This window comes from Ruegeria sp. HKCCD6604, from assembly GCF_013110635.1.
Taxonomy (GTDB): Bacteria; Pseudomonadota; Alphaproteobacteria; order Rhodobacterales; family Rhodobacteraceae; genus Ruegeria.
Genome location: NZ_WVQW01000010.1, coordinates 1 through 23,677 on the forward strand (window position 1 = coordinate 1; position 23,677 = coordinate 23,677).

Here is a 23,677-nt window from a genome sequence, read left to right on the forward strand (position 1 = left end):
TCGCCCGCCAGCGCCCGAAACCATCATACCAATGGATCGCAGGCCGACAATGCACTAACAATCAATTTGGACCAGTCAGATGAGGCTGCTCAAGCCCGTTTCCCGCGCTTCTGGCCTACTGATTGAAGCAAAGCGGCTCCCAACTCTTCAATCTGAACCATACAAGCCAGCACAATAGACGTTGTGCGACCTTCCTTTGAGGTGGTTGAGAGAACAGGGAACAAACGGGCGGCTTCGCCCTGAGCCAGATAATCTGGCAGCTTTTCAGTCATCTATACGCCTACAACTTGAAATTGAATATCATGTCTCAAATAGACAGTCGACTCAGCTTTCCGTCAAGTTTTCAATAAAGTATCGTCCACAAAACGTTGAGGGATACTGCTTCTCGCGTCGTTGAGTGACTACAGTTGTCAAGGAGTAGCGTTTTTCAATGAAGTTCCATTCTGATTGGAAACTCACGCAATGGCAGTCAGTCGAAAGAGTTGCCAACAATGACTTAACGCGTGTCGTCGCGTTGGTGCCGATCATTGGGTATCTGATCCTGTTCAACGACCAAATTGCAGAAATAGCTTCATTTCGAATGATAGCTGGAGTTGAACCGGGTGTGGAAACACCGTTTTACCTAACTGGTATAGCCAAGATGAGGCTGGTCTTCTTTGGCAGTTTGCTTCTGCTGATTTCAAATTTAATTTTTAAGATCTTTCGTCCACAGGTTTTAGGGCTTGCCAAAGGTGACATTGAGTTTGCTGCCAGAGTTGGAGAACGTTACAGCGTCCACGAGCTTGCGGACATGGAAGCACATGTTTTTTCCGACCATTGGAAGCCCAGATTACCTTTGTTCTGGAAGGTGCATGACAAGTTCAGGAGTAGGAAACCGGTGGTTTCGGGCTACAGACCTGATGTTCGTTCTCATATGATTTCGCGACATGGCGACTATATCAGCTACTTGGCGCGAGAATGGTGGACAGAAGAGATGCACACATTTCGTTCGGCGCGCTTCGTGTCACTAAGTCTGGGCATCACCGGAATCCTACTATTGGCAATTCCAACGCTGGACATAACGCAGGCCGTGGTCGGAGACGTTTATTTGAAACTTTGGTGAGTTGCTTGGCAGCTGAACCTGATGTCACCTCAAGAACGAATGGCTGCTTTGGGGCCAAAGCGGCCTTCGTCAAGCTTCACGTGGCCCACGACCATGGCATGGGGCCAACCAATTTTTGCACTGTGCGAAACTAACGTTGAATTCGAAATTCAGTGGGTAGCTATTGCGCCCAAGGTTTTGGGCCAAAGATGCAAATCTTTAGGCAAAATGCAAAGCTTTGGGCGCACCTACAACATTATCAGAAATCCAGATTCTCAACACTCAAGGCGTTTTTCTGGATGAACTCCCGACGAGGTTCCACGACGTCACCCATCAACTTGGTGAACAGATCATCCGCCTCGACCATGTCATCCACGCGCACTTGCAGCAGAGTCCGCGCATCCGGATCCAGTGTCGTTTCCCACAGCTGGTCAGGGTTCATCTCACCCAGGCCTTTATAGCGCTGCAAGGACAAGCCCTTTTCACCCTCTTCCAGAATGGCGCGCAACAAGTCCAGCGGACCGTGGATCATCTGGCTGCGATCACGACGGTTCAAAGTGGCCGGAGAGTTGTAGATCTCTTGCAGGCTTTGCGTAAAGCTACCGGTCTTGCGCGCCTCGCCCGAGCGCAGCATCGGGCCATCCAGCGTGCGAACCTCTTCGACACCGCGCAGGATACGGGCCAGCCGGATGCCGTGATCCTGTGTGATCCGACCCTGCCAACCGCGTTCGTATTCCAACGCGATCAGATCCAGCCGTGCGGCGACTTTGTCAGCCACACCTTGCAGATCGGCGTCCACCGCACCCGGCACGAAAGCCCCAGCCACGGCGGCCTGTTCCAGAATATGACGCGGGTAATGCGTTGGAAACGCGTCCAGCACACGTTTCAACTGGCGCGCTTCGTCCACCACGCGGGTCAGATCCTGACCGACGATCTCTTCGCCCGAGCCCAGTTTCAGAACCGCGCCTTCGACGCCCTGATTGATCAGATAGTCATCCAGAGCGGCCTGGTCCTTCAGGTAAACCTCTGACTTTCCGCGGGAAACCTTGTACAGCGGCGGTTGCGCGATATAGAGGTACCCGCCCTCGATCAGCTCAGGCATCTGCCGATAGAAGAAGGTCAGCAACAGGGTCCGGATATGCGCGCCGTCCACATCCGCATCGGTCATGATGACGATCTTGTGGTAGCGCAGCTTTTCGATGTTGAATTCATCGCGGCCAATGCCCGTACCCAGCGCCATGACGAGGTTGCCAATTTCCTGAGACGACAGCATCCGGTCGAACCGGGCGCGTTCCACGTTCAGGATTTTCCCCCGCAAGGGCAGAACCGCCTGCGTCAGACGATCCCGGCCGGTCTGTGCCGATCCACCTGCCGAGTCACCCTCGACGAGGAAAACTTCGGTTTTCGACGGATCTTTCTCGGAACAATCCTTCAGCTTGCCCGCCAGATAGTTCACATCCATCGCCGTCTTGCGCCGGGTAAGCTCGCGCGCCTTCCGCGCAGCTTCCCGGGCCAACGCAGCCTCGATGATCTTGCCGACGATATTCTTGGCCTCGTTGGGGTTTTCTTCGAACCACTCGGCCAGTTTTTCGTTCATCAGACCTTCGACAGCCGGACGGACCTCGGAGGAAACGAGCTTGTCCTTGGTCTGGGACGAGAATTTCGGGTCGGGCACTTTCACCGACAACACGCAGGTCAAACCTTCGCGCGCATCGTCACCGGTGAAGCTGACCTTTTCCTTTTTCGCGATCCCGCTGGACTGCGCATAGTTGTTGATCGTCCGGGTTAAAGCCCCCCGGAACCCCGCCACGTGGGTCCCGCCGTCGCGCTGCGGGATGTTGTTGGTGAATGGCAGCACCGTTTCGTGGTAGCTGTCATTCCACCACATGGCGATCTCGACACCGATATCGTCGCGCTCGCCCTTGATATAGATCGGCTCGGGCATGGCCGGCGTTTTGGATCGGTCGAGGTATTTGACGAACTCCTTTACGCCGCCCTCGTAGAACAGCTCGGTCTCCAGCCGCTCGGCAGGGCGTTCGTCGATCAGGATGATCCGCACGCCCGAGTTCAGGAATGCCAGTTCGCGCAGCCGTTTTTCCAACGTCTCGAACGAGTATTCGAGATTCGAGAACGTGTCGGTCGACGCCAGAAACCGCACTTCGGTTCCCGTACGATCGCCGCATTCGCCGACTACCTTCAGATGCTCTGCCGTTTCACCGCCCTCAAATCGCGCCACGTGCTCTTTGCCCGCGCGCCAAATGCGCAGCTCCAGCCAATCCGACAGCGCGTTTACCACCGAAACACCCACGCCATGCAGGCCGCCCGACACCTTGTAAGAGTTGCTGTCGAACTTGCCGCCCGCGTGCAGCTGGGTCATGATGACCTCTGCCGCTGAAACGCCTTCTTCCGGGTGGATATCAACAGGAATTCCGCGGCCGTTGTCGCTGACCGAAACGCTGGAATCCGCGTGAATTTTCACGGTCACATGGTCGGCGTGACCCGCCAGCGCTTCGTCAATTCCGTTGTCGACAACCTCATACACCATGTGGTGCAGGCCCGATCCATCATCCGTGTCCCCGATATACATCCCGGGGCGTTTGCGAACGGCTTCTAAACCCTTGAGAACTTTGATGGAATCTGCGCCGTATTCTTGAGGAGCCTGTGCGTCTTCGGACATTCAGTCAGTACCTATATTATTTTGGTACCTTATACGTTTTCTGGTGGGGATTGTCACGCGATCCCCCAATATTTTGTGTGTACTCGGGTCGTTTTCTGCCCATCTGAATCCACCTCATAACCGGTCGATGTCAGAAGCGATATCCGCCGCGATTTCCAGCGCATCGACATCCTTGCGTTCGGCCGACAGCCGAAGCCCCAGAATGTCCGACTGATACCGGGCCGCCAGCCGATCCGGGTCATGTTCAGGCCGGATTTCACCGGCAGCCTGGGCGCTGCGAAACAGGTAGGCGAAACACGCCTTCATTTCCGCCATGTGAAGCGCGGCCTGATCCGCAAGCGCATGATCCTTCGCCTGCAACTCGGCATATGTCTTTGCCAACATGCAAGCCTTTGCCGGGTTCTCGACCGCTTCGATGACCAAACGAGGTTGCGTCTTGAGCGCTTCCTTCGGCCCCAGTCTTTCAGCAAGGGCTTTCAGGCGCGCCACGCCTTCTTGCGTGTAGCTTTCCAGCGTCAACGCATAGAGCGCATCCTTCGACCCGAAAGCCGCGTAGAAACTGCCGGGTTTCAGCTTCAATTCCCGCTCAAGGTCCTTCAGCGACGTACCAGCCCAACCCTGACGCCAAAAGATGTCACGGGCCTTCTCGATCAACGCGTCGCGATCATATGCGGGTTTACGGGGCATCGGCATCACCAATTCTTGAACATTCACTCAAATATATACTTGAGCGATCGCTCAAGAAACCCTAAATACCGCCCATCGCGCCAGAAACAGGAGTTCCAACATGGCCACTTTCCCGTCTCATGACCTCGAATCCGCACCCGAAGCATCCAAACCGCTGTTAGAAAAGTCCCAGGCCGCTTTTGGCCGTTTGCCGGGCCTGCACAAGGTGATGGCAGAAAGCCCACAGCACCTTGAAGGATATCAAGTTCTGCACAGCCTGTTCTTGCAGACCGATTTTGACAACGATGAGAAGACCGTCGTCTGGCAGACCATCAATGTGGAAAACGAATGCCATTACTGCGTGCCCGCGCACACCGGCATCGCAAAGATCATGAAGGTATCAGACGAGATAACTGAGGCTTTGCGCAATGAAACCCCACTGCCTTCGCCCAAGCTCGAAGCGCTGCGCACCTTCACCCTGCAAGTGATGGAAACCCGTGGCAACCCGACCGAGGAACAGCTTCAGGCGTTCTTCGACGCGGGCTATTCGCATCGTGCGGTTCTGGACGTGGTGCTGGGCCTGGCACAAAAAACCATGTCAAACTACGTCAACCACATGGCCAAAACACCGGTCGATGAAGTCATGCGCGGTTTCCTGTGGGAGCGCAAAGTCAACGAACCGGCCTAAGCCGCCACGACCGACCCCTCATCGCCTTCGGTCACGATCAGCGTCTGGGCCCGGTCACCCAACTCCTCAAACAGTTCAGGCCCGGTGCCCGTCATCCAGGCCTGAGCACCCAACGCACAAATCTCGTCATAAAGTGAAGCGCACCGACCCGCGTCCAGATGAGCGGCCACCTCATCCAGCAACACGATCGGTGGCGCACCCACCATTGCGGCCAAAGCTCGGGCATTGGACAGGATCAATGAAACCAGCAGCGCCTTCTGCTCACCGGTCGAACAATCCTTGGCGGGAACACCCTTGGCAGCAAAGACGCCATACAAGTCTGACCGATGCGGCCCAACCAAAGTCCGACCCGCAGCCAGATCCCTGAGCCGGCTTTCATTCAACGCCTCGCGCAAATCCTCGGCCGTTTCGGGCATCGCGCCTTCGGTTTGCACCAATTCCAACTCGGCAGACGGAAAAGCCGTTTTCGCCTGATCCTGCGCCACCCGCAGATGGCTCAACGCCGCTAATCGCGCTGTGTGGATACGATGCCCCATCTCAGCCAGCTGACCCTCAAGCGCAGCATACCAATGCGCGTCACGCACCTGCTCTTTCAGCAAACGGTTCCGTTCGCGCATCGCTTTTTCGTACGTCAGCGAGGCCTCTGCATGAGACGGATCAAAACTGAGCGCAATGCGATCAAGAAACCGGCGCCGGCCTTCGGCCCCTTCAATCCACAGGCGGTCCATGGACGGAACCAGCCAGACCACCCGGGCAAGTTTACCCAGATCAATCTGGGTGGCGGATTTTCCGTCAATCCTTACCTGCCGTGCTGCACCACCCTCAGACCAGGTTTCGATTTCGAAATTCTGACCCTGCGATTGCAACAGTCCCGACAGTTTCCAGCCCAACGCCTCGGGCCGCCGCGTCATCTCGGCCGCGCTTGCCCGCCGCATTCCGCGACCGGGTGAAAACAAGGATACCGCTTCCAGAATATTGGTCTTGCCAGCCCCGTTCGGCCCGTGAATCGCCACCGGCCGCCCGTCCAGAGACAACCGCGCCAGCTTGTGAGACCGAAAATGCGAGACCGTAAGCTCGGTCAGGGCCAATCCCATGACCCCTCCCTTCATCTTTTCAAAAATACTCCCGCCGGAGGCATCGCGCGTCCGCGCGATCAGACGCGCATTGGCATGACGACGTAAACCGCGCTCTGGTCATTGCCTTCGCGCATCAGGGTCGGGTCGCCAGCTGAATTGAACATGAACACCGCATTCTCTCGATCCACCTGAGACGCGATCTCCAGCAGATATTTTGCATTGAACCCGATCTCCAGACGCTCATCACCATAGGCGACCGCCAGTTCTTCCTCGGCCGCGCCACTGTCTGGAGCGTTCACCGACAGGACCAGCTTGTCGCCATCCAGTTGCAGCTTTACCGCACGCGAACGCTCGGAAGACACCGTTGCCACCCGGTCCACGGCCTGCGCGAACTCGGCAGCATCCACTTCCAGCTTGCGCGTATTCCCTTGCGGGATAACGCGCGTGTAGTCGGGAAAAGTGCCATCGATGACCTTCGAGGTCAGCGTGATATCCGGCGTGGCGAAACGCACCTTGGTTTCGCTGACCGAAACCGCGATATCCATTTCATCATCGTCCAGCAGCTTGCGCAGTTCGCCTACGGTTTTCCGCGGGACGATAACGCCCGGCATGCCCTCTGCACCATCCGGCAAATCGGCATCGATCCGAGCAAGCCGGTGGCCGTCAGTGGCCACGCAGCGCAGCACCTTGCCGCCATCGGATCCGTCGGCCACATGCATGTAGACACCATTCAGATAATACCGTGTCTCTTCTGTTGAGATTGCGAATTTCGACTTGTCGAACAACCGACGCAGCAGGGCAGCCGAAGCCGTGAAATTTGATTGATACTCCGACGACGCCATGACCGGGAAATCCTCTTTCGGCAGCGTCGCCAACGAGAAATTTGACCGACCGGCCTCAACCGTCAGACGCCCTGCCGCGCTGTCGGCGGTCAGCGTGACCAACGCTCCGTCGGGCAGTTTTCGCACGATCTCGTGCAAGGTGGTGGCGGCCACGGTGGTGGAACCGGCTTTCTCGACCTGCGCCGGGGCTTTGTCGACTACTTCGATATCCAGATCGGTCGCGCGAAACAGCGCCTGATCGCCTTCCGCCTCGATCAGGACATTGGCAAGTATGGGAATGGTATTGCGGCGTTCCACTACGGATTGGGCCTGCGAAACGGCCTTGAGAAGGGTGCCGCGTTCGATGCTGATCTTCATACCCTCAATTCCTCTGACTTGCGTACCGACATGGGCGGGACTGGCACGTTAGCGGTTCCACCCTGAGGCACAAGGATTTTTTACGGATTTCTGGGTTGGATTGCGTCCAGCGTCAAGGGCAGCGTGCCTGACAGGCACCAGTTCTGATCCAACCGTGGACTAATGCGCACAAGAAACGCCCCGGGCCCGGGGGACCGGGGCGGTTTCCTAGACTACAGGCGCGGATCAGGCTTCAAGCGACCGGCGCAGCATTTCCACATCTTCAGCGATCTGACCGTCGGTCAGTTTCAACTCTTCAATGCGCTTGACGCCATGCATGACCGTCGTGTGATCGCGCCCGCCAAAACGGCGGCCGATCTCGGGCAGCGACCGGCTGGTCAACTGCTTGCACAGATACATCGCCACCTGACGCGGACGCGCGTAAGAGCGCAGGCGCTTCGGGCCGATGATGTCAGAAAGCCGGATGTTGTAATACTCGGACACCTTCCGCTGGATCTCTTCAACGGTGATCTTGCGTTCCGAGGCGCGCAGCACATCCGCCAGACAATCCTGCGTCAGTTCCATGTCGATCTCGCGACCAACCAGCGAGGCAAAGGCGAACAGACGGGTCAGGGCACCTTCCAGCACCCGAACATTCGTCGAGATGCGATGCGCCAGAAATTCCAGAACGCCATCAGCAATCGCCAGGTCCGGATAGGATGAGCTGTATTGCTGCACCTTGTTCTGCAAAATGCCCAGACGCAGTTCATAATCGGTCGGGTGCAGGTCAACCACCAGACCACATTGCAGGCGGGATTTCACCCGATCTTCCAGATCCTTGATCTCACCCGGGGCGCGATCGGCCGAGATGATGATCTGTTTGTTCTGATCCACCAGCGCGTTGAACGTGTGGAAAAACTCTTCCTGAGTGGAATCCTTGCCGGCGATGAACTGCACGTCATCAACCATCAAAACGTCAACCGAACGGAACAGGTGTTTGAAATCCATCATCCGACGCTCGCGCAGGGCCTGCACGAACCGGTACATGAACTGTTCCGCCGACAGGTACAGAACATTTAGTTCCGGATGTTTGGTTTTCAGCTCCCATGCGATGGCATGCATCAAGTGGGTCTTACCCAGCCCTACGCCGCCGTACAGAACCAGCGGATTGAAGGTCACCGGCCCGCCCTCGGATACCCGACGCGCAGCCGCATGGGCCAGTTCATTGGGCTTGCCGACGACAAAACTGTCAAAGGTAAAGCGGGAATCCAACGGGGCGGCCTGAAGCGATTCCAATGTATCCTGCGCCGGGTCCTCGCTCGGCGCGGCGACAGGTTCAGGCTTTGCCACCGGCGGCGTATCGACAGCTGGCTTGGGTCGGGCAGGCGAGTTTGCAGCGACGCGGAAATCCAGACGCTGCACAGTTTCACCTGCGGTGTTCAGCTCGTATAAAATGAGGTCCGCAAAATTCTGGCTGACGTAATTGCCCATGAAATTGGTCGGCACCGAGAAAACCGCCACGCCGTCCTGAAGCTCCTTGAATTCCAAAGGCTCGATCCAGGTCGTATAATTGTTCCGACCGATGGCCTTCAGCAACTTGTTACGCAGTAGTCCCCATTTCTCTTGTGTCATTAAGCGCCTCACGCATCCCATTCTTATTGGCCTGTCAGCCTTATTCATACGAAGCCGGTTCCCCGGTGTTGTATTCACACGCAATAGGTATCCAGTCGCCAAACCAGTCGGCTTGGCGGGACCATCCCGAAGAGCTCGGCAACCCCAGTTCTGACGCTCAGCAATAACGGAACGTCCCGAAAATCGGGTTGCACGTCGCAATCTCAATTTTTAGACAGGGCCAAGATCACCGGGTTTATTCCGGCTTCCATGGCAGATCGGCAGCCTGGCTCAAGCCAGTCGTCGACAATTGTCCCCTGATCGCTCTGATGCCCGTCAGTTCGATCGGGAAAACAGCCTGTCCCCCCAAGCGAGTGAATCGCTGACATCAGTCGTAGCAATTCCGAGAGGGGCGCGGCAACGAAACTCTGATATTGACTCGGGTCTTTGGGCGAAAGAATCTCTCGGTTTTGTGAAGGCGCGGTTTTCTGGCAACACGAAAAAAGGCGCCGTGATGTGCGGCGCCTTTTCAGAATGGTTCAGCCTTTCTGACGTGACCTAGGGTCACCCCAAAGCTTAGCCCAGTGCTTTGACGCGCGAGGACAGGCGCGACATTTTACGGGCAGCAGTGTTCTTGTGGAAAACACCCTTGGTGACGCCGCGCATCAGCTCGGGCTGAGCCGCACGCAGAGCAGCAGTCGCCGCGTCCTTGTCGCCGGATGCGATCGCTTCTTCGACTTTACGCAGATAGGTGCGGATGCGCGAACGACGCGCTTTGTTGATTGCAAAACGCTTTTCGTTCTGACGAGCGCGTTTTTTTGCCTGAGGCGAGTTTGCCATGTGAATCTGACCTTCGTTCGGTACGTTAATCTTGGGTTGCGCGCCACGGACATATCCGCACCGGATCAGAAATCACGAGTGTGAGTCGGGCCAAGCGGGCCGCACGCGCATGTATAACTGGGGTCTTTAGCCAAGTTCAAAGAGATTGCCAAGGTGATTCTTGGAACCATGGCCAAGAATATGGGGCGGGCTTAAAACACCCGCCTCAGAGGTTCCGCGCTTTACTTGTCGCGGAATTGCGCTGTGCGCTTTTCCAGGAACGCGGCCATGCCTTCCTTCTGATCTTCGGTCGCGAACATCGAGTGGAAGACACGACGCTCGAACAACATGCCTTCACTCAGCGGAAGCTCGTAGCTGCGGTTCACCGCTTCTTTCGCGGCCATTGCGGTCAGCTGCGATTTCTCGGCAATCTTCTGCGCTGCGCTCACGGCTTCTTCGATCAGCTTCTTTGCCGGCACCACCCGGCTGACAAGACCCGCACGCTCGGCTTCGTCGGCATCCATGAAACGCCCGGTCAGGTTCATGTCCATCGATTTGGATTTACCCACGAACCGCGTCAGACGCTGACTTCCCCCCAGACCGGCAATGACGCCAAGATTGATCTCGGGCTGGCCGAATTTCGCGGTGTCCGCCGCGATGATGAAATCGCACAGCATGGCAAGTTCACATCCACCGCCCAGCGCGTAACCTGCAACGGCCGCAATGATCGGCTTGCGAATTGCGGTCACACGATCATTCGCATCGGCAAAAAGGTTGATGTTGTAGACGTCGACAAAACTCATCTCGGACATTTCCTTGATGTCCGCGCCGGCGGCGAAGGCCTTGTCCGATCCGGTTATCACGATGCAGCGCACCTTGTCGTTGCTGTCCGCATCTTCCAGCGCGGTGCAGAGCTCACCCAGCAACTGGGTGTTCAACGCGTTCAGCGCATCCGGTCGGTTGAGTTTGATAAGTGCGACGTGGTCTTCGATTTCGACGATGATCGTCTCAAAAGCCATGAGGAGAAAGCTTCCGGTTGTTCCGTTCAGGTACGATTCCTTACCACGCGAAAAACTTGGATCAAGCTATCTTTGGCATTGCGCACAATAGAAGGATGAGCGACCGGACTGGGTGATTCTCTTGATCGGCGCTCCGCACCCTTCGGTCCGGCAGGCCTCGCCCTCGCGGCCGTAGACATCAAACTTGTGCTGAAAATATCCAAGTTCTCCATCGGCTTGGCGGAAATCCCGCAGCGAAGACCCACCGGCTTCGATGGCGTCCTGCAACACCTGCCGGATGATCGGAACAAGCGCCGCCACGCGGGGTTCGGAAATCTGTCCGGCTTTGCGACGTGGCGACACCCGGCCGCGATAAAGAGCTTCGCAAACATAGATATTGCCCAGACCGGCAACGATTCCCTGATCCAGCAGGGCGGATTTGACAGGGGTGTTCTTGCCTTTGAACGCCTTGATCAGGTGTTGGTCGTGAAAATCGTTGCCCAAGGGTTCAGGCCCCAGAACCGACAGCAGCTTGTGATCTTCGGCGTTGGCCGTTTGCAACAGGTCCATCGCGCCAAACCGGCGGGGATCGTTGAAGGTGATGCGCGCGCCGTTGGCCATATGAAAGACCACATGGTCATGTTTTTGCACGGCGGGATGGTTATGTGCGAATTGCCCCAACGGGTCACCCGACACCGTCATCCGCCCCGACATACCCAGATGGATCAACAGCGTCTCACCGCTGCTGAGATCCGCCAGAATGTATTTCGACCGCCGCCGCAACCGCTCCACCCGCTGTCCGGTCAGCCGTTCGGCCATACGTTCAGGGAACGGCCAGCGCAGATCGGGGCGGTTCACATCAGCCCGTTCGATCAAGACCCCTTCCATGGCGGGACTCAGGCCGCGTCTTACTGTCTCGACCTCAGGTAATTCGGGCATTACAGGGCTCCTAATTCAAAGGGCCGCATTGTGCCCGCCTCTCTTGGCCCTATAACAGAGGCGAAATTCGACAAACGGCAAGGCAAATGTCCGACAACATCGACAAGACCACTCATTTCGGTTTCGAAACCGTCCCCGAGGACGAAAAGGCCGGGCGCGTGCAGGGCGTTTTCAACTCGGTTGCCTCGAAATATGACGTGATGAACGACGTCATGTCGATGGGCATCCACCGGGTCTGGAAGGACGCGATGATGGACTGGCTGGCGCCACGCCCCGGCCAGCGGCTGCTGGACGTGGCCGGCGGTACGGGCGACATCTCGTTCAGGTTCCTCAAGCGCGCGGGTCACGGCCACGCCACGGTGCTGGACCTGACCGAGCCGATGCTGATCGAAGGGCGGCAACGTGCCGAGGCAGATCAGATGTCGGACAGCCTGAACTGGGTCGTGGGCGATGCCATGGCCCTGCCCTTCGAAGACAATACATTCGATGTCTACACGATCTCGTTCGGCATTCGGAACGTCACCCGCCCGCAAGAAGCTTTGAACGAGGCTTACCGCGTGCTGAAACCCGGAGGCCGCCTGATGGTGCTGGAATTCAGCCAGCTGCCCAATGAGGGGCTGCAAAAGCTCTATGACCTTTACAGCTTCAACGTCATCCCGCGCATGGGAAAACTGATCGCCAATGACTATGACAGCTATCAGTACCTGGTCGAATCGATCCGAAAATTCCCCGATCAGGAAACGTTTCTGAACATGGTTCGCGCCGCAGGTTTCGAAAACGCCAAATACCGGAACCTGAGCATGGGTATCGCCGCGCTGCATTCCGGCTGGAAGATCTGACACATGCGTGGTCCCCATAACATCATCCGCCTGATCCGCACAGGCGCCACGCTCGAGCGCACAGGCGCCATGAACGTGGTACTGGATGCGTTCGAAGCCCCGCGCGCCGTTCGCATCCTGGCCCACACATTGGGCAAACCCTTTCAATGGCTTGGCTACAAGGGCGACCCCGGGATGCCGCCCGCCACGCGCGCCCTGACGGCGCTTGGCCCCGCCTATATAAAATTCGGTCAAGTGCTTTCGACCCGCCCGGACGTCGTTGGAAATGAACTGGCCGAGCAACTGCGCGTTCTGCAAGACAAGCTACCGCCTTTCTCCAAAGCCGACGCGATGGCCGAAGTCGAGAAAGAACTGGGTCAGCCGATCTCGGACATGTTCAGCGAATTCAGCGAGCCGATTGCCGCTGCATCTATTGCGCAGGTTCACAAGGCCAAGCTGACCAGCACGGGCGAGGATGTCGCTGTCAAAGTCCTGCGCCCGGGGATCGAACGCGCGTTCCGCAAAGATGTCGATGCGTTCTATTTTGCCGCCCGCATGGTGCAACTCTGCGCGCCTGGCGCGCGCCGTCTGCGCCCGATGGAAGTGATCGAGCATTTTGACGGTGTCGTACGCGGCGAACTGGATCTGCGTCTGGAAAGCGCGGCGGCCTCAGAATATGCCGCTAACACAAAGGACGACACCGGCTTCTGGCTGCCGCCCGTTGTGTGGTCACTGTCCGCGCGGCGCGTCATGACGCTCAGCTGGGCGGACGGGATCGCGCTGGGTGACAATGATGCTCTGGATGCCGCAGGTCACAACCGCAATGATCTGGCCGAACGTGTCCTGCGCCTGTTCCTTCTGCATGCCCTGCGCGACGGCTTTTTCCACGCCGACATGCATCAGGGCAACCTGAAGGTCGCCGCGAACGGAGACATCATAGCCTATGACTACGGCATCATGGGGCATATCGATGAATACACGCGCCGGGTCTATGCCGAAATCCTGTTTGGTTTCATCCGACGCGACTACAAACGCGTGGCCGAGGTGCATTTCGAAGCCGGCTATGTTCCCGCCAACCAGGACGTGGACGAGTTCGCACGCGCTCTGCGTGCCGTGGGCGAGCCGATCTTCGGCATGGACGCCACGCATATTTCCATGGGGCGGTTGCTGAGCTATCTGTTCGAAGTGACCGAACGGTTCGGGATGGAAACCCGAACCGAGCTGATCCTGCTGCAACGCACCATGGTTGTCGTCGAAGGCGTCGCGCGCTCACTCGACCCTCATATGAACATCTGGGAAGTCGCCCGACCCGTGGTCGAAGACTACATCAAACAGTCCATCGGCCCCCGGGCGGCCCTGCGTGATTTTGGGAAAACCGCAATGGTGCTGGCCCGCTTCGGCCCGCGTCTTCCGGCACTGGTCGAAAACGCACTGATCGCGCAGACCCAGAAGGACGAACCGCAGACGCCCACTCTTTGGTCCTTTGCTCTGCCCGCCACGATCGGCGCCGCAGCAGGTGCGGCGCTGGTCTTGCTGATCAACGCGCTCAGCTGAACCAACCCGCCTGCTTCATCTGGCCACAAATATCCTCGGGGGGAATCGCGCCCTGGCGCGATGGGGGGCAGACAGCCCCCCCGCACCCCTTCCGGGTCAGAGCCGCTCGATGGCGATGGCAATCCCCTGACCGCCCCCAATGCACATGGTGATCAACCCTTTGGATCCGCCGGTACGTTCCAGCTCGTACAGTGCTTTCAGCGTAATGATCGCACCCGTGGCCCCCACCGGATGCCCCAACGCAATCGCACCGCCGTTGGGGTTCACCTTGTTTGCGTCCAATCCAAGCTCCTGATTCACGGCCAGAGCCTGCGCGGCGAAGGCTTCATTGCTTTCGATCACGTCGAAATCTTCCGCTGACAGGCCCGTCTTCTTCAACAGGTTTTGCACTGCCGGAACTGGACCGATGCCCATGACTTCCGGCCGCACGCCTGCATGCGCATAACCAATCACACGCGCCTTCGGTTTCAAACCGGCCCTTTCGGCCGCATCCGCTGTCGCCAGCACCATCGCCGCCGCGCCGTCATTGATGCCCGAGGCATTGCCGGCCGTCACACGCCCATCCTTCTTGAACACCGGGCGCAGCCCCGCCAGCGCTTCAGCGGTCGTCGCCTTTGGATGCTCGTCGACTCTGAAATCGACCATGTCCCGCTTGATCTTGACCTGTACCGGAGTGATCTGGCTTTCAAAGTACCCAGCCTCGATCGCCGCTGCCGCACGTGTCTGGCTGTCCAATGCGAACGCATCCATCTGTTCACGGCTGATCTGATGCTCATCCGCCACGTTTTCGGCCGTCACCCCCATATGTCCTGTGCCGAAGGGGCAGTTCAGCGCACCCAGCATCATGTCCAGAGAGGTGACGTCGCCCATCTTTGCACCCCAGCGCGCCTGCGGAACGATATAGGGGCTGCGTGACATGCTTTCTGCTCCGCCTGCTACGGCAAAGTCAGCATCGCCCAGCATCAGGGACTGAACGGCTGACACGATCGCCTGCGCGCCCGATCCGCACAGGCGGTTCACGTTCATGGCCGGCGTACCATTGAGGATGCCCGCCTGCATGGCGGCGACGCGCGACAGATACATGTCACGCGGTTCAGTGTTGATCACATGACCGAACACAACATGCCCGATCTGCGCCCCCTCAACCCCCGATCGCTCAAGCGCCGCTTCGGTCGCGACAGTGGCCAGATCAATCGGCGCGGTTGAAGCCAGCGCACCACCAAAGGTGCCAATTGCGGTGCGGGCACCGTCGAGAATAACGATATCGCTCATGAGCTACTCCTCCTGAATTTCGCTGCATTATGCATGCGCAGAATGGCACTGTCGCCCCAAACGTCCCGTCACGGCGGGAATTGACATTGCGTTGCACACCCCCCATGGATTCCGTCATGACGGAAGACACAGACGATATCCTGAACCTCCTGCCCGCTCGCCTGAAAGAGGCACGCCGGGCCAAAGGCCTGTCCCTGGAAGCGGTCGCCAATCTCAGCGGTGTGTCCCGGTCCATGGTCAGTCAGATCGAACGCGGCGAAAGCAGCCCGACGATCTCGACCTTGTGGAACCTGACACGCGCCTTGCAGGTGGATTTCGCCGGTCTCTTGGAGGGCACAAAGGCCACGGACCAGATCGAGGTACTCAGAAACTCCGAAGTGCCCAGCATCGACAATATGGGGCAGAACTGCCGAATTCGCATCCTGTCACCACCGGAAGAGGCCGGGGGTCATGAAGTCTATGATATCGAATTTGACGAGGACGGGGCCCTGAACAGCCAACCCCACGCCCGCGGTGCCCGTGAACAGCTCACCGTGCTGGAAGGCGCGGTCAAAGTCACTTCAGGCAATGCGGTGTCCGAGTTGAACCAGGGGGACACGGCCCGATACGCCGCCGACATTGCGCATTCCATCTGTGCCCAAGGGCCAGCCCGAGTATTTCTGATCGTAAAAAACGCCTGACATCCGCGAAATTCCGCCTTCACGGATATTTTTCCTTCATATTGAATTTCCCCTATTTGGGAATTTCATCCGCTATGTTAGATGTGCGACTCAGTTGAACGGAGGTCGCCATGTCAGATGCATTCCTGTCCCATATCACGGACACACTTGCGCAGATCGAATCTGAGGGTCTTTACAAACGCGAACGAATGATCACCTCGCCTCAGGGCGGTGAGATCACTGTGGGCGGCAAGCAGGTGATCAACCTCTGTGCCAACAACTATCTGGGTCTGGCGGATCACCCGGCGCTGATCGAGGCCGCGACACAAACGATGGGACCCAAAGGATTCGGCATGGCGTCGGTTCGGTTCATCTGTGGCACGCAAGACATTCACCGCGAACTGGAACAACGTCTTGCCAATTTCCTGAACAAGGACGACTCCATCCTTTTTGCCGCCTGTTTCGACGCCAATGGCGGGTTGTTTGAACCTCTGCTGGGACCGGAAGACGCCATCATTTCAGACAGCCTGAACCACGCCTCGATCATCGACGGCGTGCGGCTGTGCAAGGCCAAGCGCTATCGCTACATGAACAATGACATGAACGACCTCGAAGCCTGGCTGAAACAGGCGCGCGAGGACGGGGCACGGCATATCATGATCGCCACCGATGGCGTGTTCTCGATGGACGGCTATCTGGCCAACCTGCCGAAAATCAGGGAACTGGCCGATAAATACGATGCGATTGTCATGGTGGACGATTGCCATGCGACCGGCTTCATGGGGCCGAACGGGGCCGGCACACCCGATCATTTCGGCGTCGATGTGGATATTCTGACGGGAACCTTGGGCAAGGCACTTGGGGGGGCAATCGGCGGCTATATCGCCGGGCCGCAGCCAGTGATCGACCTGCTGCGGCAGCGGGCGCGGCCCTATCTGTTCTCAAACTCGCTGCCGCCCTCGATCGTCGCTGCCGGGTTGGAGGCAATCCGTCTGGTCGAAGAAGGCGACATGCTGCGCGCGCAACTCTTCGGCAACGCCAAGTATTGGCGCGCCGGGCTGGAAAAGCTTGGCTTTGACCTGCTGCCCGGGGAACACCCGATCATCCCGGTGATGCTGGGTGAGGCGACGCTGGCACAAGACATGGCGTCACGGCTGTTCGACGAAGGCGTCTATGTTTCGGGCTTCTTCTTTCCGGTCGTCCCACGCGGGCAAGCGCGGATCAGAACGCAGTTGAATGCGGCTCTGACCAGGGATGAACTGGACCGCGCCCTGTCCGCATTTGGCAAGGTCGGCAAAGAGCTGGGGGTCATCGAATGATCCTTCCATCGGTCATCGATGTGATCGGCGACACCCCCATGGTCGAACTGTCGCGCGTGTGTGCCCAGCAGAAGCTGAACGGGCGTATCATCGCCAAGCTTGACTATTTGCTGCCGGGATTTTCGAAAAAGGACCGCGCGGCGAAGTCCATCATCGAAACGGCGCGCGCAGACGGGACTTTGTCACCGGGGCAAACGGTGGTCGAGCTGACCTCAGGCAACATGGGCACCGGGCTGGCCATTGTCTGCGGTATTCTGGGCCATCCTTTCGTGGCAGTCATGAGCGCGGGGAACTCGGTCGAACGCGCGCGTATGATGCGGGCCCTGGGGGCCGAAGTTGTCATCGTGCCCCAGGCCCCCGGCAGCAAACCCGGCGAAGTCTCTGGGGCCGATCTTGAACTGGTCGATGTCGAGGCGAAACGCATCACGACCGCACGCAACGCGTTTCGTGCGGATCAATTTGGCCATTCGGGAAACCCCAAGGCCCACGAAACCGGGACCGGGCCCGAGATCTGGGCGCAATCCGAAGGCACCGTCACGGCATTCTGCGACTTTGCAGGGTCGGGCGGAACGCTGGCCGGAGCGGCAGAGTATCTGAACCGGCACGGCGTGCGATGCTATGCCGTGGAACCTGCGGGCGCGCGCGCTTTGGCCGGTGAGCCGGTTTCGACCCCGGACCATCCCATTCAGGGCGGCGGTTACGCCATGGATGATCTGGTGCATTTGAAGGATAGCCAATTGGCCGGACACCTTGCTGTTTCGGGGAAGGCCGCGCGGGACTGCGCCCGGCTTCTGGCCCGGACCGAAGGGATATTCGCCGGCTATTCGGCAGGCGCGAATCTTGCTGCGGCGATTGAACTGCTGCGCGGCCCCGAAGAAGGCGGCTGCGTCGCCATCGTCATCTGTGACAGCGGCCTGAAATACCTGTCGACCGATTTGTGGGAGTAAACATATGCGACCCAACACAATGAAATCACTGGAAAAATCCAAACCCGAAGAAGGGTTGTGGATGGTGCAGGCCCCGATCCCCGAAATTGGCCCCGATGATGTGCTGATCCGCATCAACAAGACGGGTATCTGCGGCACCGACATCCATATCTGGAACTGGGATGAATGGGCGTCTCATACCGTGCCGGTTCCGATGATCACTGGCCATGAGTTTGCCGGAGAGATCGTCGAGATCGGGCGCAACGTGACAGGGCTTGAAATCGGCCAGCGATGCTCGGGCGAGGGCCATCTGATCACCACCGACAGCCGTCAGAGCCGCGCCGGAAAGTTTCACCTGGATCCGGGAACCCGGGGCATTGGAGTGAACGAACAGGGCGCATTTGCCGAATACCTGAAACTGCCTGCCTTCAACGTGGTTCCCTTGCCCGACGACATACCGGATGAGATCGGAGCCATCCTCGATCCGCTGGGCAATGCGGTGCATACTGCCCTCAGCTTTGATTTGCTGGGCGAGGACGTTCTGATCACGGGTGCGGGCCCCATCGGCATCATGGCCGCTGCCGTCGCTCGTCACGCGGGTGCACGTAACGTGGTCATCACCGACATCAACGCAGACCGATTGAAACTGGCCGAACATGTGGTTCCCTCGGTGCGGACCGTCGATGTATCCACCGAGGACTTGCAGGGCGTCATCGCCGAGCTTGGGATGAAAGAAGGATTCGATGTCGGGCTTGAAATGTCCGGCTCGCAAGCCGCCCTGGACCAGATGGTCGAAGCGTTGGTGATGGGTGGAAAGATCGCGTTGCTGGGGATTCCTCCGGGCAAATCTCCGGTCGACTGGTCGCGCATCGTGTTCAAGGCGATCACAATCAAGGGGGTCTATGGGCGTGAGATGTTCGAGACGTGGTACAAGATGATCGCCATGCTGCAAAACGGTCTGGATGTGTCCCGCGTGATCACGCACCGCTTTGCGGTTGATGATTTCGCCAAAGGGTTTTCCGCGATGAAATCAGGTCTGTCCGGCAAGGTTGTTCTGGACTGGACCTAACGCGCTGGAAAGTTGCAACCTCAGCCCCTAGACAGGTGCAGAACTTGCACAAGGGAGGCATGAGATGGGCGAGAACAAAGACGATCGTCTGTTGCAACGGGGGGTCGAAGACACCCTGGTCACTGATTTCGCCGAAACGCACCGCAAAAGCTATGGCGACTTCCTGCAACTGAAGACGCTGCTGAACCTGCAAAAAACCTTTCAGGACCCCGCACAACCTGACGAGATGCTGTTCATCATCATTCATCAGGTCAGTGAGCTGTGGCTGAAACTGATGCATCACCAACTGGTCGAGGTGCGTCGGTTCCTGCAACAAGACGAATTCGGACCCGCCATGAAAAACCTCGACCGCATCAAGGCCATTCAACGGCAATTGATTGCGGCCTGGGAAACCCTGCTGACCATGACGCCGGCCGACTATATGACGTTTCGGCAGGTCCTCGGCAACTCTTCCGGGTTTCAAAGCTATGGGTACAGGCAGATCGAGTTCATTCTGGGCAACAAGGATGCCTCGACCCTGAAAGTGCACGAGCATGACCCCGAGGTGATGGAGATGCTGAACGCCGCCCTGACCAAACCGTCCCTGTATGACGAAGTGTTGCACATGCTGGCCCGACAGGGGTTCGACGTTCCAAGGGATTTGATCGAGCGGGACTACTCTGAACCCTATTCTGGTGATCCGCGCGTGGTTCAGATCTGGGTCGACGTGTTCCGCAACACAGACAAGTATTGGGATCTGTATGCGCTGGCCGAAAAACTCATGGATGTGGAAAGCCTGTTTCAACGCTGGCGCTTTGACCACGCCACGGCGGTTGAACGTGTGATCGGAATGCAACCCGGTACCGGAGGTTCCAGCGGCGTGGCTTTCTTGCGAAAAGCACTTGAGTTGCGGTTCTTCCATGACCTCTATGATGTGCGGACGGAATTGATGTACAGCGGGCAGGGCTGAGCCATGCTGTATCGCGGATTTTCACAAGCCGAACTGGAGCGGGAATACTCTCCCAGTTCGATGATCGGTGGCGACCTGACCCCTTATCTGGCCAGCTATCAAACGCTGAGTGCGCAAGCCCGTGCCGAGCTGCCCGTTCAGGCCAACCTGGCCTATGCCGACGCCCCGGCCCAGGTGCTGGATTTCTTTCCCGCGAAGGGGGCCGGCGCCCCGTTGCATGTCTTTATTCACGGTGGGTATTGGCAGGATCTCAGCCAGCGCGAATCGGCCATGATGGCCCCGGCGCTGATCGAAGCCGAGCAATCCTTTGCCACCTTGAACTACACGCTTGCCCCGGATGCGCGGCTGGATCAAATGGTCGACGAATGCCGCGACGCCCTTCTGTGGCTTGCGTCACAGGCCGAGGCACTGGGATTCGACCCGACGCGGATCACCTTGTCAGGGCACAGTGCCGGCGCTCATCTGGCTAGCATGGTCATGGCAACCTCGGCCGGCGCATTGGCCCGCGCCGGGCTGCGTGTGCGTGACGTGCTTCTGATCAGCGGTGTATATGATCTGGAACCCATCAGTTTGACATCCGTGAATGATCCGCTGCACCTGACCCCGGTCGAAGTGAACGATCTGTCCCCGATCCGCAACCTGCCCCCACCGGGCCCCCGCTATCATGTTTCAGTGGGGGAACGGGACACCGGCGAATTCATTCGTCAAAGCCGCGACTATGCGGAACGGCTGCGCAAGGCCGGGCACTCGGTCAGCTTTGCCTTGAAACACGGAATGCACCATTTCGACATCATCCTGCATTCCGGGACATTCCTGCCCGACACGCAATGAGGCATTTTTCAAACAAAAACAGCGGCCCCATCTGTGCCGCTGTTTTTTTTGAGTCCATCCCGCTTGGGATCAATCCAGCGTGCGGGTAACTTCTTCGCGCTCGAATATCTCGATCACGTCGCCCTGACGGATATCGTCGTAGTTCTCGAACGCCATACCACATTCCTGACCCGACTGGACCTCGGCCACTTCGTCTTTGAAGCGCTTCAGGGTCTTCAGCGTGCCTTCGTGGATCACCACGTTGTCGCGCAGCAGGCGAACGCCTGCCGAACGGCGGGCAACACCTTCGGTCACCAGACACCCGGCAACCTTGCCGACACCGGTAACCTTGAAGACTTCCCGGATCTCGGCATAGCCGATGAACTTTTCGCGGATCTCGGCGCTCAGCAGGCCGGATGCGGCTGCTTTCACGTCGTCGACCAGGTCATAGATCACCGAGTAATAGCGGATCTCGACACCCTTTTGGTTCGCCGTGTTCCGCGCCGATGCGTTGGCACGGACGTTGAAGCCAAAGACCGGCGCGCCGGAGGCTTCCGCCAGACCAACATCCGTCTCGGTGATCGCACCCACGCCCGAGTGCAGCACGCGCACGCGCACTTCGTCGTTGCCGATCTTTTCCATCGCCTGAACGATAGCTTCGGCAGAACCCTGCACATCGGCTTTGACGAGGATCGGCAGCTCGGCCACGTTCTCGTCTTCCTTGGCCTTCTGCATCAGCTGTTCAAGGGTGGTCGCGGCACCTGCCGCGGCGCGTTTGTCCTTGGCGGCCTGTTCGCGATAAGCGGCGATTTCACGGGCCTGCGCTTCGGTCTCGGTCACGTTCAGAACGTCGCCCGCTTCGGGCGTACCGTTCAGGCCCAGAACCTCGACCGGAACCGAGGGGCCAGCTTCCTTGACGCGCTCACCCTTGTCATTGATCAGCGCACGGACCTTACCGTACTGCTCACCTACAACGAAGATATCGCCCTGACGCAGCGTGCCGTTCTGAACCAGAACCGTGGCAACCGGGCCACGACCCACGTCCAGCTGCGCCTCGATCACGGCACCTTGGGCGGCGCGGTTCGGGTTTGCTTTCAGTTCCAGAATCTCGGCCTGAAGCGCGATGGCTTCCAGCAATTCGTCCAGACCCTGACCCGTGATTGCGGACACTTCGACATCCTGGACGTCACCGGACATTTTCTCAACGATCACTTCGTGCTGCAGCAGATCGGTGCGCACCTTGTCCGGGTTTGCATCCGGCTTGTCGACCTTGTTGATTGCCACGATCATCGGCACTTCGGCCGCTTTTGCGTGGTTGATCGCTTCGATCGTCTGCGGCATCACCGCGTCGTCAGCCGCGACGACCAGAACCACGATATCCGTAACCTGAGCGCCGCGCGAGCGCATCGACGTAAACGCCGCGTGGCCCGGAGTGTCCAGGAAGGTCAGCGTGGTGCCGCCATCGGTTTTCACCTGATACGCGCCGATATGTTGGGTGATGCCACCGGCCTCACCCGCCACAACGCGCGCGTCGCGGATTGCATCCAACAGCGAGGTCTTGCCGTGGTCAACGTGACCCATGATGGTGATGACCGGCGGACGCGGCTGCAGATCGTCTTCGCTGTCTTCGACCTCTTTGATGACGTCTTCAACATCCGAATCGGATACGCGAGTGACCTTGTGGCCAAATTCTTCGATGATCAGTTCCGCGGTGTCTGCGTCGATGGTCTGGTTCTGCGTGACCATCATGCCCATCTGCATCAGCGATTTGACCACGTCAGCCACACGCTCGGCCATACGGTTGGCCAGTTCCGAGACCATGATCGCCTCGGGCAGCTGTACGTCGCGGATCACCTTTTCCCGTTCAACGGCACCGCCCATGGCTTTCTGACGCGCACGCTCCTGCTTGCGCTTCATCGCGGCCATCGAGCGCTGACGGTTGCCTTCGCCACCGGTCGCCTGACCCAGAGTCAGCTTGCCTGAACGGCGGTTGTCGTCGCGACCTTTGCCACGACCACGCTGCTCACGTTCGCGATCCTGTTTGCGCGGCGTGGCTGCCGGCGCAGGTTTGCTGGCCGGGGCGCGAGCCGCTTTGGGCTCTTCCGGTGCGGGCGCGGCAGCCGCGCGCTTGGCAGCTTCTTCCGCCTCTTTGCGCTTGCGTTCTTCTTCCTCAGCCTTCTGACGCGCACGCTCTTCGGCTTCGCGCTGTTCGCGTTCTTTGGCTTCCTGTTCCGCACGGCGGCGCGCGCGCTCTTCTTCGCGCGCCTTTTCAGCAGCCTCGCGCGCCGCGGCCTCTTCGGCCTCGCGTGCCTTGGCCGCTTGCAACGCCTTCATGCGGCGCGCCATTTCCGCATCGGAAATGCCCGCAGGACGACGCGACGGATCACCCGAAGGTGCAGCACCGCCACCCGGCTTTGCTGCGCCCGGCTTGGGAACCACCACGCGTTTGCGTTTGGTTTCCACCACGACATTCTTGGTGCGTCCGTGGCTGAAACTCTGTTTCACATTTCCGGGGCGTGCCCCGCCACGAAGACCCAATGTCTTTTTGCCGTCATTATCGCTCATAAA

20 protein-coding genes are annotated in these 23,677 nt (G+C 58.5%); 10 read left to right on the forward strand and 10 right to left on the reverse strand.

The annotated features are described in order from the left end of the window. Positions 1-430 precede the first annotated feature (430 nt). Positions 431-1,102: a hypothetical protein gene (locus GS614_RS18490; protein ID WP_171727030.1), complete on the forward strand. Its 672-nt coding sequence runs from the start codon at positions 431-433 to the stop codon at positions 1,100-1,102. Between the two features lie 238 nt (positions 1,103-1,340). Here GS614_RS18490 and gyrB read toward each other — a convergent pair whose 3' ends face one another. Both gyrB and GS614_RS18500 read right to left on the reverse strand, forming a co-directional pair. Then, entirely contained in the window at positions 1,341-3,758 is a 2,418-nt protein-coding gene (gyrB, locus tag GS614_RS18495) for a DNA topoisomerase (ATP-hydrolyzing) subunit B (protein WP_171233629.1), read from the reverse strand. A 114-nt stretch (positions 3,759-3,872) separates the two neighbouring features. Next, positions 3,873-4,445: a TetR/AcrR family transcriptional regulator gene (locus GS614_RS18500; protein WP_171727031.1), complete on the reverse strand. Its 573-nt coding sequence runs from the start codon at positions 4,443-4,445 to the stop codon at positions 3,873-3,875. 100 nt (positions 4,446-4,545) lie between these two features. On the opposite strand from GS614_RS18500, the gene GS614_RS18505 reads away from it, so the two are divergent. Continuing rightward, entirely contained in the window at positions 4,546-5,112 is a 567-nt protein-coding gene (locus GS614_RS18505) for a carboxymuconolactone decarboxylase family protein (protein WP_171641906.1), read from the forward strand. Here the strand turns inward: GS614_RS18505 and recF are convergent. The 6 genes from recF to mutM all read right to left on the reverse strand — a co-directional run bounded on the left by recF (position 5,109) and on the right by mutM (position 11,733). Next, positions 5,109-6,206, reverse strand: coding sequence for a DNA replication/repair protein RecF (recF, locus tag GS614_RS18510; RefSeq protein ID WP_171727032.1), 1,098 nt, complete (start codon positions 6,204-6,206; stop codon positions 5,109-5,111). The two genes, GS614_RS18505 and recF, sit on opposite strands and share 4 nt — an antisense overlap. 59 nt (positions 6,207-6,265) lie before the next feature. Continuing rightward, positions 6,266-7,387: a DNA polymerase III subunit beta gene (dnaN, locus tag GS614_RS18515; protein WP_171727033.1), complete on the reverse strand. Its 1,122-nt coding sequence runs from the start codon at positions 7,385-7,387 to the stop codon at positions 6,266-6,268. Positions 7,388-7,612: 225 nt separating this feature from the next. Next, positions 7,613-8,998: a chromosomal replication initiator protein DnaA gene (dnaA, locus tag GS614_RS18520; RefSeq protein WP_170345655.1), complete on the reverse strand. Its 1,386-nt coding sequence runs from the start codon at positions 8,996-8,998 to the stop codon at positions 7,613-7,615. A 555-nt stretch (positions 8,999-9,553) separates the two neighbouring features. Next, positions 9,554-9,817, reverse strand: a complete 264-nt coding sequence (gene rpsT / locus GS614_RS18525) for a 30S ribosomal protein S20 (protein ID WP_152459792.1) — start codon at positions 9,815-9,817, stop codon at positions 9,554-9,556. Between the two features lie 221 nt (positions 9,818-10,038). Continuing rightward, positions 10,039-10,815 (reverse strand): enoyl-CoA hydratase, encoded by a 777-nt coding sequence (locus GS614_RS18530; RefSeq protein ID WP_117870917.1) that lies wholly within the window; start codon positions 10,813-10,815, stop codon positions 10,039-10,041. A 66-nt stretch (positions 10,816-10,881) separates the two neighbouring features. Next, positions 10,882-11,733 (reverse strand): bifunctional DNA-formamidopyrimidine glycosylase/DNA-(apurinic or apyrimidinic site) lyase, encoded by an 852-nt coding sequence (gene mutM, locus GS614_RS18535; protein ID WP_171171749.1) that lies wholly within the window; start codon positions 11,731-11,733, stop codon positions 10,882-10,884. Between the two features lie 86 nt (positions 11,734-11,819). Here mutM and ubiE point away from each other — a divergent pair, with 86 nt between their 5' ends. Both ubiE and ubiB read left to right on the forward strand, forming a co-directional pair. Next, the gene (gene ubiE, locus GS614_RS18540) at positions 11,820-12,572 is read left to right on the forward strand and encodes a bifunctional demethylmenaquinone methyltransferase/2-methoxy-6-polyprenyl-1,4-benzoquinol methylase UbiE (protein WP_171727034.1); all 753 of its coding nucleotides are present in this window, start codon (positions 11,820-11,822) and stop codon (positions 12,570-12,572) included. Between the two features lie 3 nt (positions 12,573-12,575). Next, positions 12,576-14,105, forward strand: coding sequence for a 2-polyprenylphenol 6-hydroxylase (ubiB, locus tag GS614_RS18545; RefSeq protein WP_171727035.1), 1,530 nt, complete (start codon positions 12,576-12,578; stop codon positions 14,103-14,105). A 96-nt stretch (positions 14,106-14,201) separates the two neighbouring features. Here ubiB and GS614_RS18550 read toward each other — a convergent pair whose 3' ends face one another. Beyond that, entirely contained in the window at positions 14,202-15,377 is a 1,176-nt protein-coding gene (locus GS614_RS18550) for an acetyl-CoA C-acyltransferase family protein (protein WP_171666654.1), read from the reverse strand. A gap of 116 nt (positions 15,378-15,493) precedes the next feature. Between GS614_RS18550 and GS614_RS18555 the strand changes: the two genes are divergently transcribed. From GS614_RS18555 to GS614_RS18580, 6 genes are all read left to right on the forward strand, one after another. Then, entirely contained in the window at positions 15,494-16,057 is a 564-nt protein-coding gene (locus GS614_RS18555; RefSeq protein WP_171171757.1) for a helix-turn-helix domain-containing protein, read from the forward strand. A gap of 110 nt (positions 16,058-16,167) precedes the next feature. Further along, positions 16,168-17,355 carry a glycine C-acetyltransferase gene (locus GS614_RS18560; protein ID WP_171727036.1) on the forward strand — a complete coding sequence of 396 codons (1,188 nt, stop codon included), beginning with the start codon at positions 16,168-16,170 and terminating at the stop codon, positions 17,353-17,355. Further along, positions 17,352-18,302, forward strand: a complete 951-nt coding sequence (locus tag GS614_RS18565) for a PLP-dependent cysteine synthase family protein (RefSeq protein ID WP_171727037.1) — start codon at positions 17,352-17,354, stop codon at positions 18,300-18,302. The genes GS614_RS18560 and GS614_RS18565 overlap by 4 nt, the downstream gene beginning before the upstream one ends. Positions 18,303-18,321: 19 nt before the next feature. Continuing rightward, positions 18,322-19,350, forward strand: coding sequence for an L-threonine 3-dehydrogenase (gene tdh / locus GS614_RS18570; protein ID WP_171727038.1), 1,029 nt, complete (start codon positions 18,322-18,324; stop codon positions 19,348-19,350). A gap of 64 nt (positions 19,351-19,414) precedes the next feature. Further along, on the forward strand, positions 19,415-20,299 hold the full coding sequence (locus GS614_RS18575) for a tryptophan 2,3-dioxygenase (RefSeq protein ID WP_171727039.1): 885 nt from the start codon (positions 19,415-19,417) through the stop codon (positions 20,297-20,299). Positions 20,300-20,302: 3 nt separating this feature from the next. Then, positions 20,303-21,130 carry an alpha/beta hydrolase gene (locus GS614_RS18580; RefSeq protein ID WP_171727040.1) on the forward strand — a complete coding sequence of 276 codons (828 nt, stop codon included), beginning with the start codon at positions 20,303-20,305 and terminating at the stop codon, positions 21,128-21,130. A 69-nt stretch (positions 21,131-21,199) separates the two neighbouring features. On the opposite strand, the gene infB is transcribed toward GS614_RS18580, so the two are convergent. After that, the gene (infB, locus tag GS614_RS18585) at positions 21,200-23,674 is read right to left on the reverse strand and encodes a translation initiation factor IF-2 (protein ID WP_152459782.1); all 2,475 of its coding nucleotides are present in this window, start codon (positions 23,672-23,674) and stop codon (positions 21,200-21,202) included. Positions 23,675-23,677: the final 3 nt, after the last annotated feature.

What these genes read in the sequence shown, in the direction of transcription:
- GS614_RS18490 (WP_171727030.1), top strand. Translation starts at nt 431, where the DNA reads ATGAAGTTCCATTCTGATTGGAAACTCACGCAATGGCAGTCAGTCGAA.
- gyrB (WP_171233629.1), bottom strand. Translation starts at nt 3,758, where the DNA reads ATGTCCGAAGACGCACAGGCTCCTCAAGAATACGGCGCAGATTCCATC.
- GS614_RS18500 (WP_171727031.1), bottom strand. Translation starts at nt 4,445, where the DNA reads ATGCCCCGTAAACCCGCATATGATCGCGACGCGTTGATCGAGAAGGCC.
- GS614_RS18505 (WP_171641906.1), top strand. Translation starts at nt 4,546, where the DNA reads ATGGCCACTTTCCCGTCTCATGACCTCGAATCCGCACCCGAAGCATCC.
- recF (WP_171727032.1), bottom strand. Translation starts at nt 6,206, where the DNA reads ATGGGATTGGCCCTGACCGAGCTTACGGTCTCGCATTTTCGGTCTCAC.
- dnaN (WP_171727033.1), bottom strand. Translation starts at nt 7,387, where the DNA reads ATGAAGATCAGCATCGAACGCGGCACCCTTCTCAAGGCCGTTTCGCAG.
- dnaA (WP_170345655.1), bottom strand. Translation starts at nt 8,998, where the DNA reads ATGACACAAGAGAAATGGGGACTACTGCGTAACAAGTTGCTGAAGGCC.
- rpsT (WP_152459792.1), bottom strand. Translation starts at nt 9,817, where the DNA reads ATGGCAAACTCGCCTCAGGCAAAAAAACGCGCTCGTCAGAACGAAAAG.
- GS614_RS18530 (WP_117870917.1), bottom strand. Translation starts at nt 10,815, where the DNA reads ATGGCTTTTGAGACGATCATCGTCGAAATCGAAGACCACGTCGCACTT.
- mutM (WP_171171749.1), bottom strand. Translation starts at nt 11,733, where the DNA reads ATGCCCGAATTACCTGAGGTCGAGACAGTAAGACGCGGCCTGAGTCCC.
- ubiE (WP_171727034.1), top strand. Translation starts at nt 11,820, where the DNA reads ATGTCCGACAACATCGACAAGACCACTCATTTCGGTTTCGAAACCGTC.
- ubiB (WP_171727035.1), top strand. Translation starts at nt 12,576, where the DNA reads ATGCGTGGTCCCCATAACATCATCCGCCTGATCCGCACAGGCGCCACG.
- GS614_RS18550 (WP_171666654.1), bottom strand. Translation starts at nt 15,377, where the DNA reads ATGAGCGATATCGTTATTCTCGACGGTGCCCGCACCGCAATTGGCACC.
- GS614_RS18555 (WP_171171757.1), top strand. Translation starts at nt 15,494, where the DNA reads ATGACGGAAGACACAGACGATATCCTGAACCTCCTGCCCGCTCGCCTG.
- GS614_RS18560 (WP_171727036.1), top strand. Translation starts at nt 16,168, where the DNA reads ATGTCAGATGCATTCCTGTCCCATATCACGGACACACTTGCGCAGATC.
- GS614_RS18565 (WP_171727037.1), top strand. Translation starts at nt 17,352, where the DNA reads ATGATCCTTCCATCGGTCATCGATGTGATCGGCGACACCCCCATGGTC.
- tdh (WP_171727038.1), top strand. Translation starts at nt 18,322, where the DNA reads ATGAAATCACTGGAAAAATCCAAACCCGAAGAAGGGTTGTGGATGGTG.
- GS614_RS18575 (WP_171727039.1), top strand. Translation starts at nt 19,415, where the DNA reads ATGGGCGAGAACAAAGACGATCGTCTGTTGCAACGGGGGGTCGAAGAC.
- GS614_RS18580 (WP_171727040.1), top strand. Translation starts at nt 20,303, where the DNA reads ATGCTGTATCGCGGATTTTCACAAGCCGAACTGGAGCGGGAATACTCT.
- infB (WP_152459782.1), bottom strand. Translation starts at nt 23,674, where the DNA reads ATGAGCGATAATGACGGCAAAAAGACATTGGGTCTTCGTGGCGGGGCA.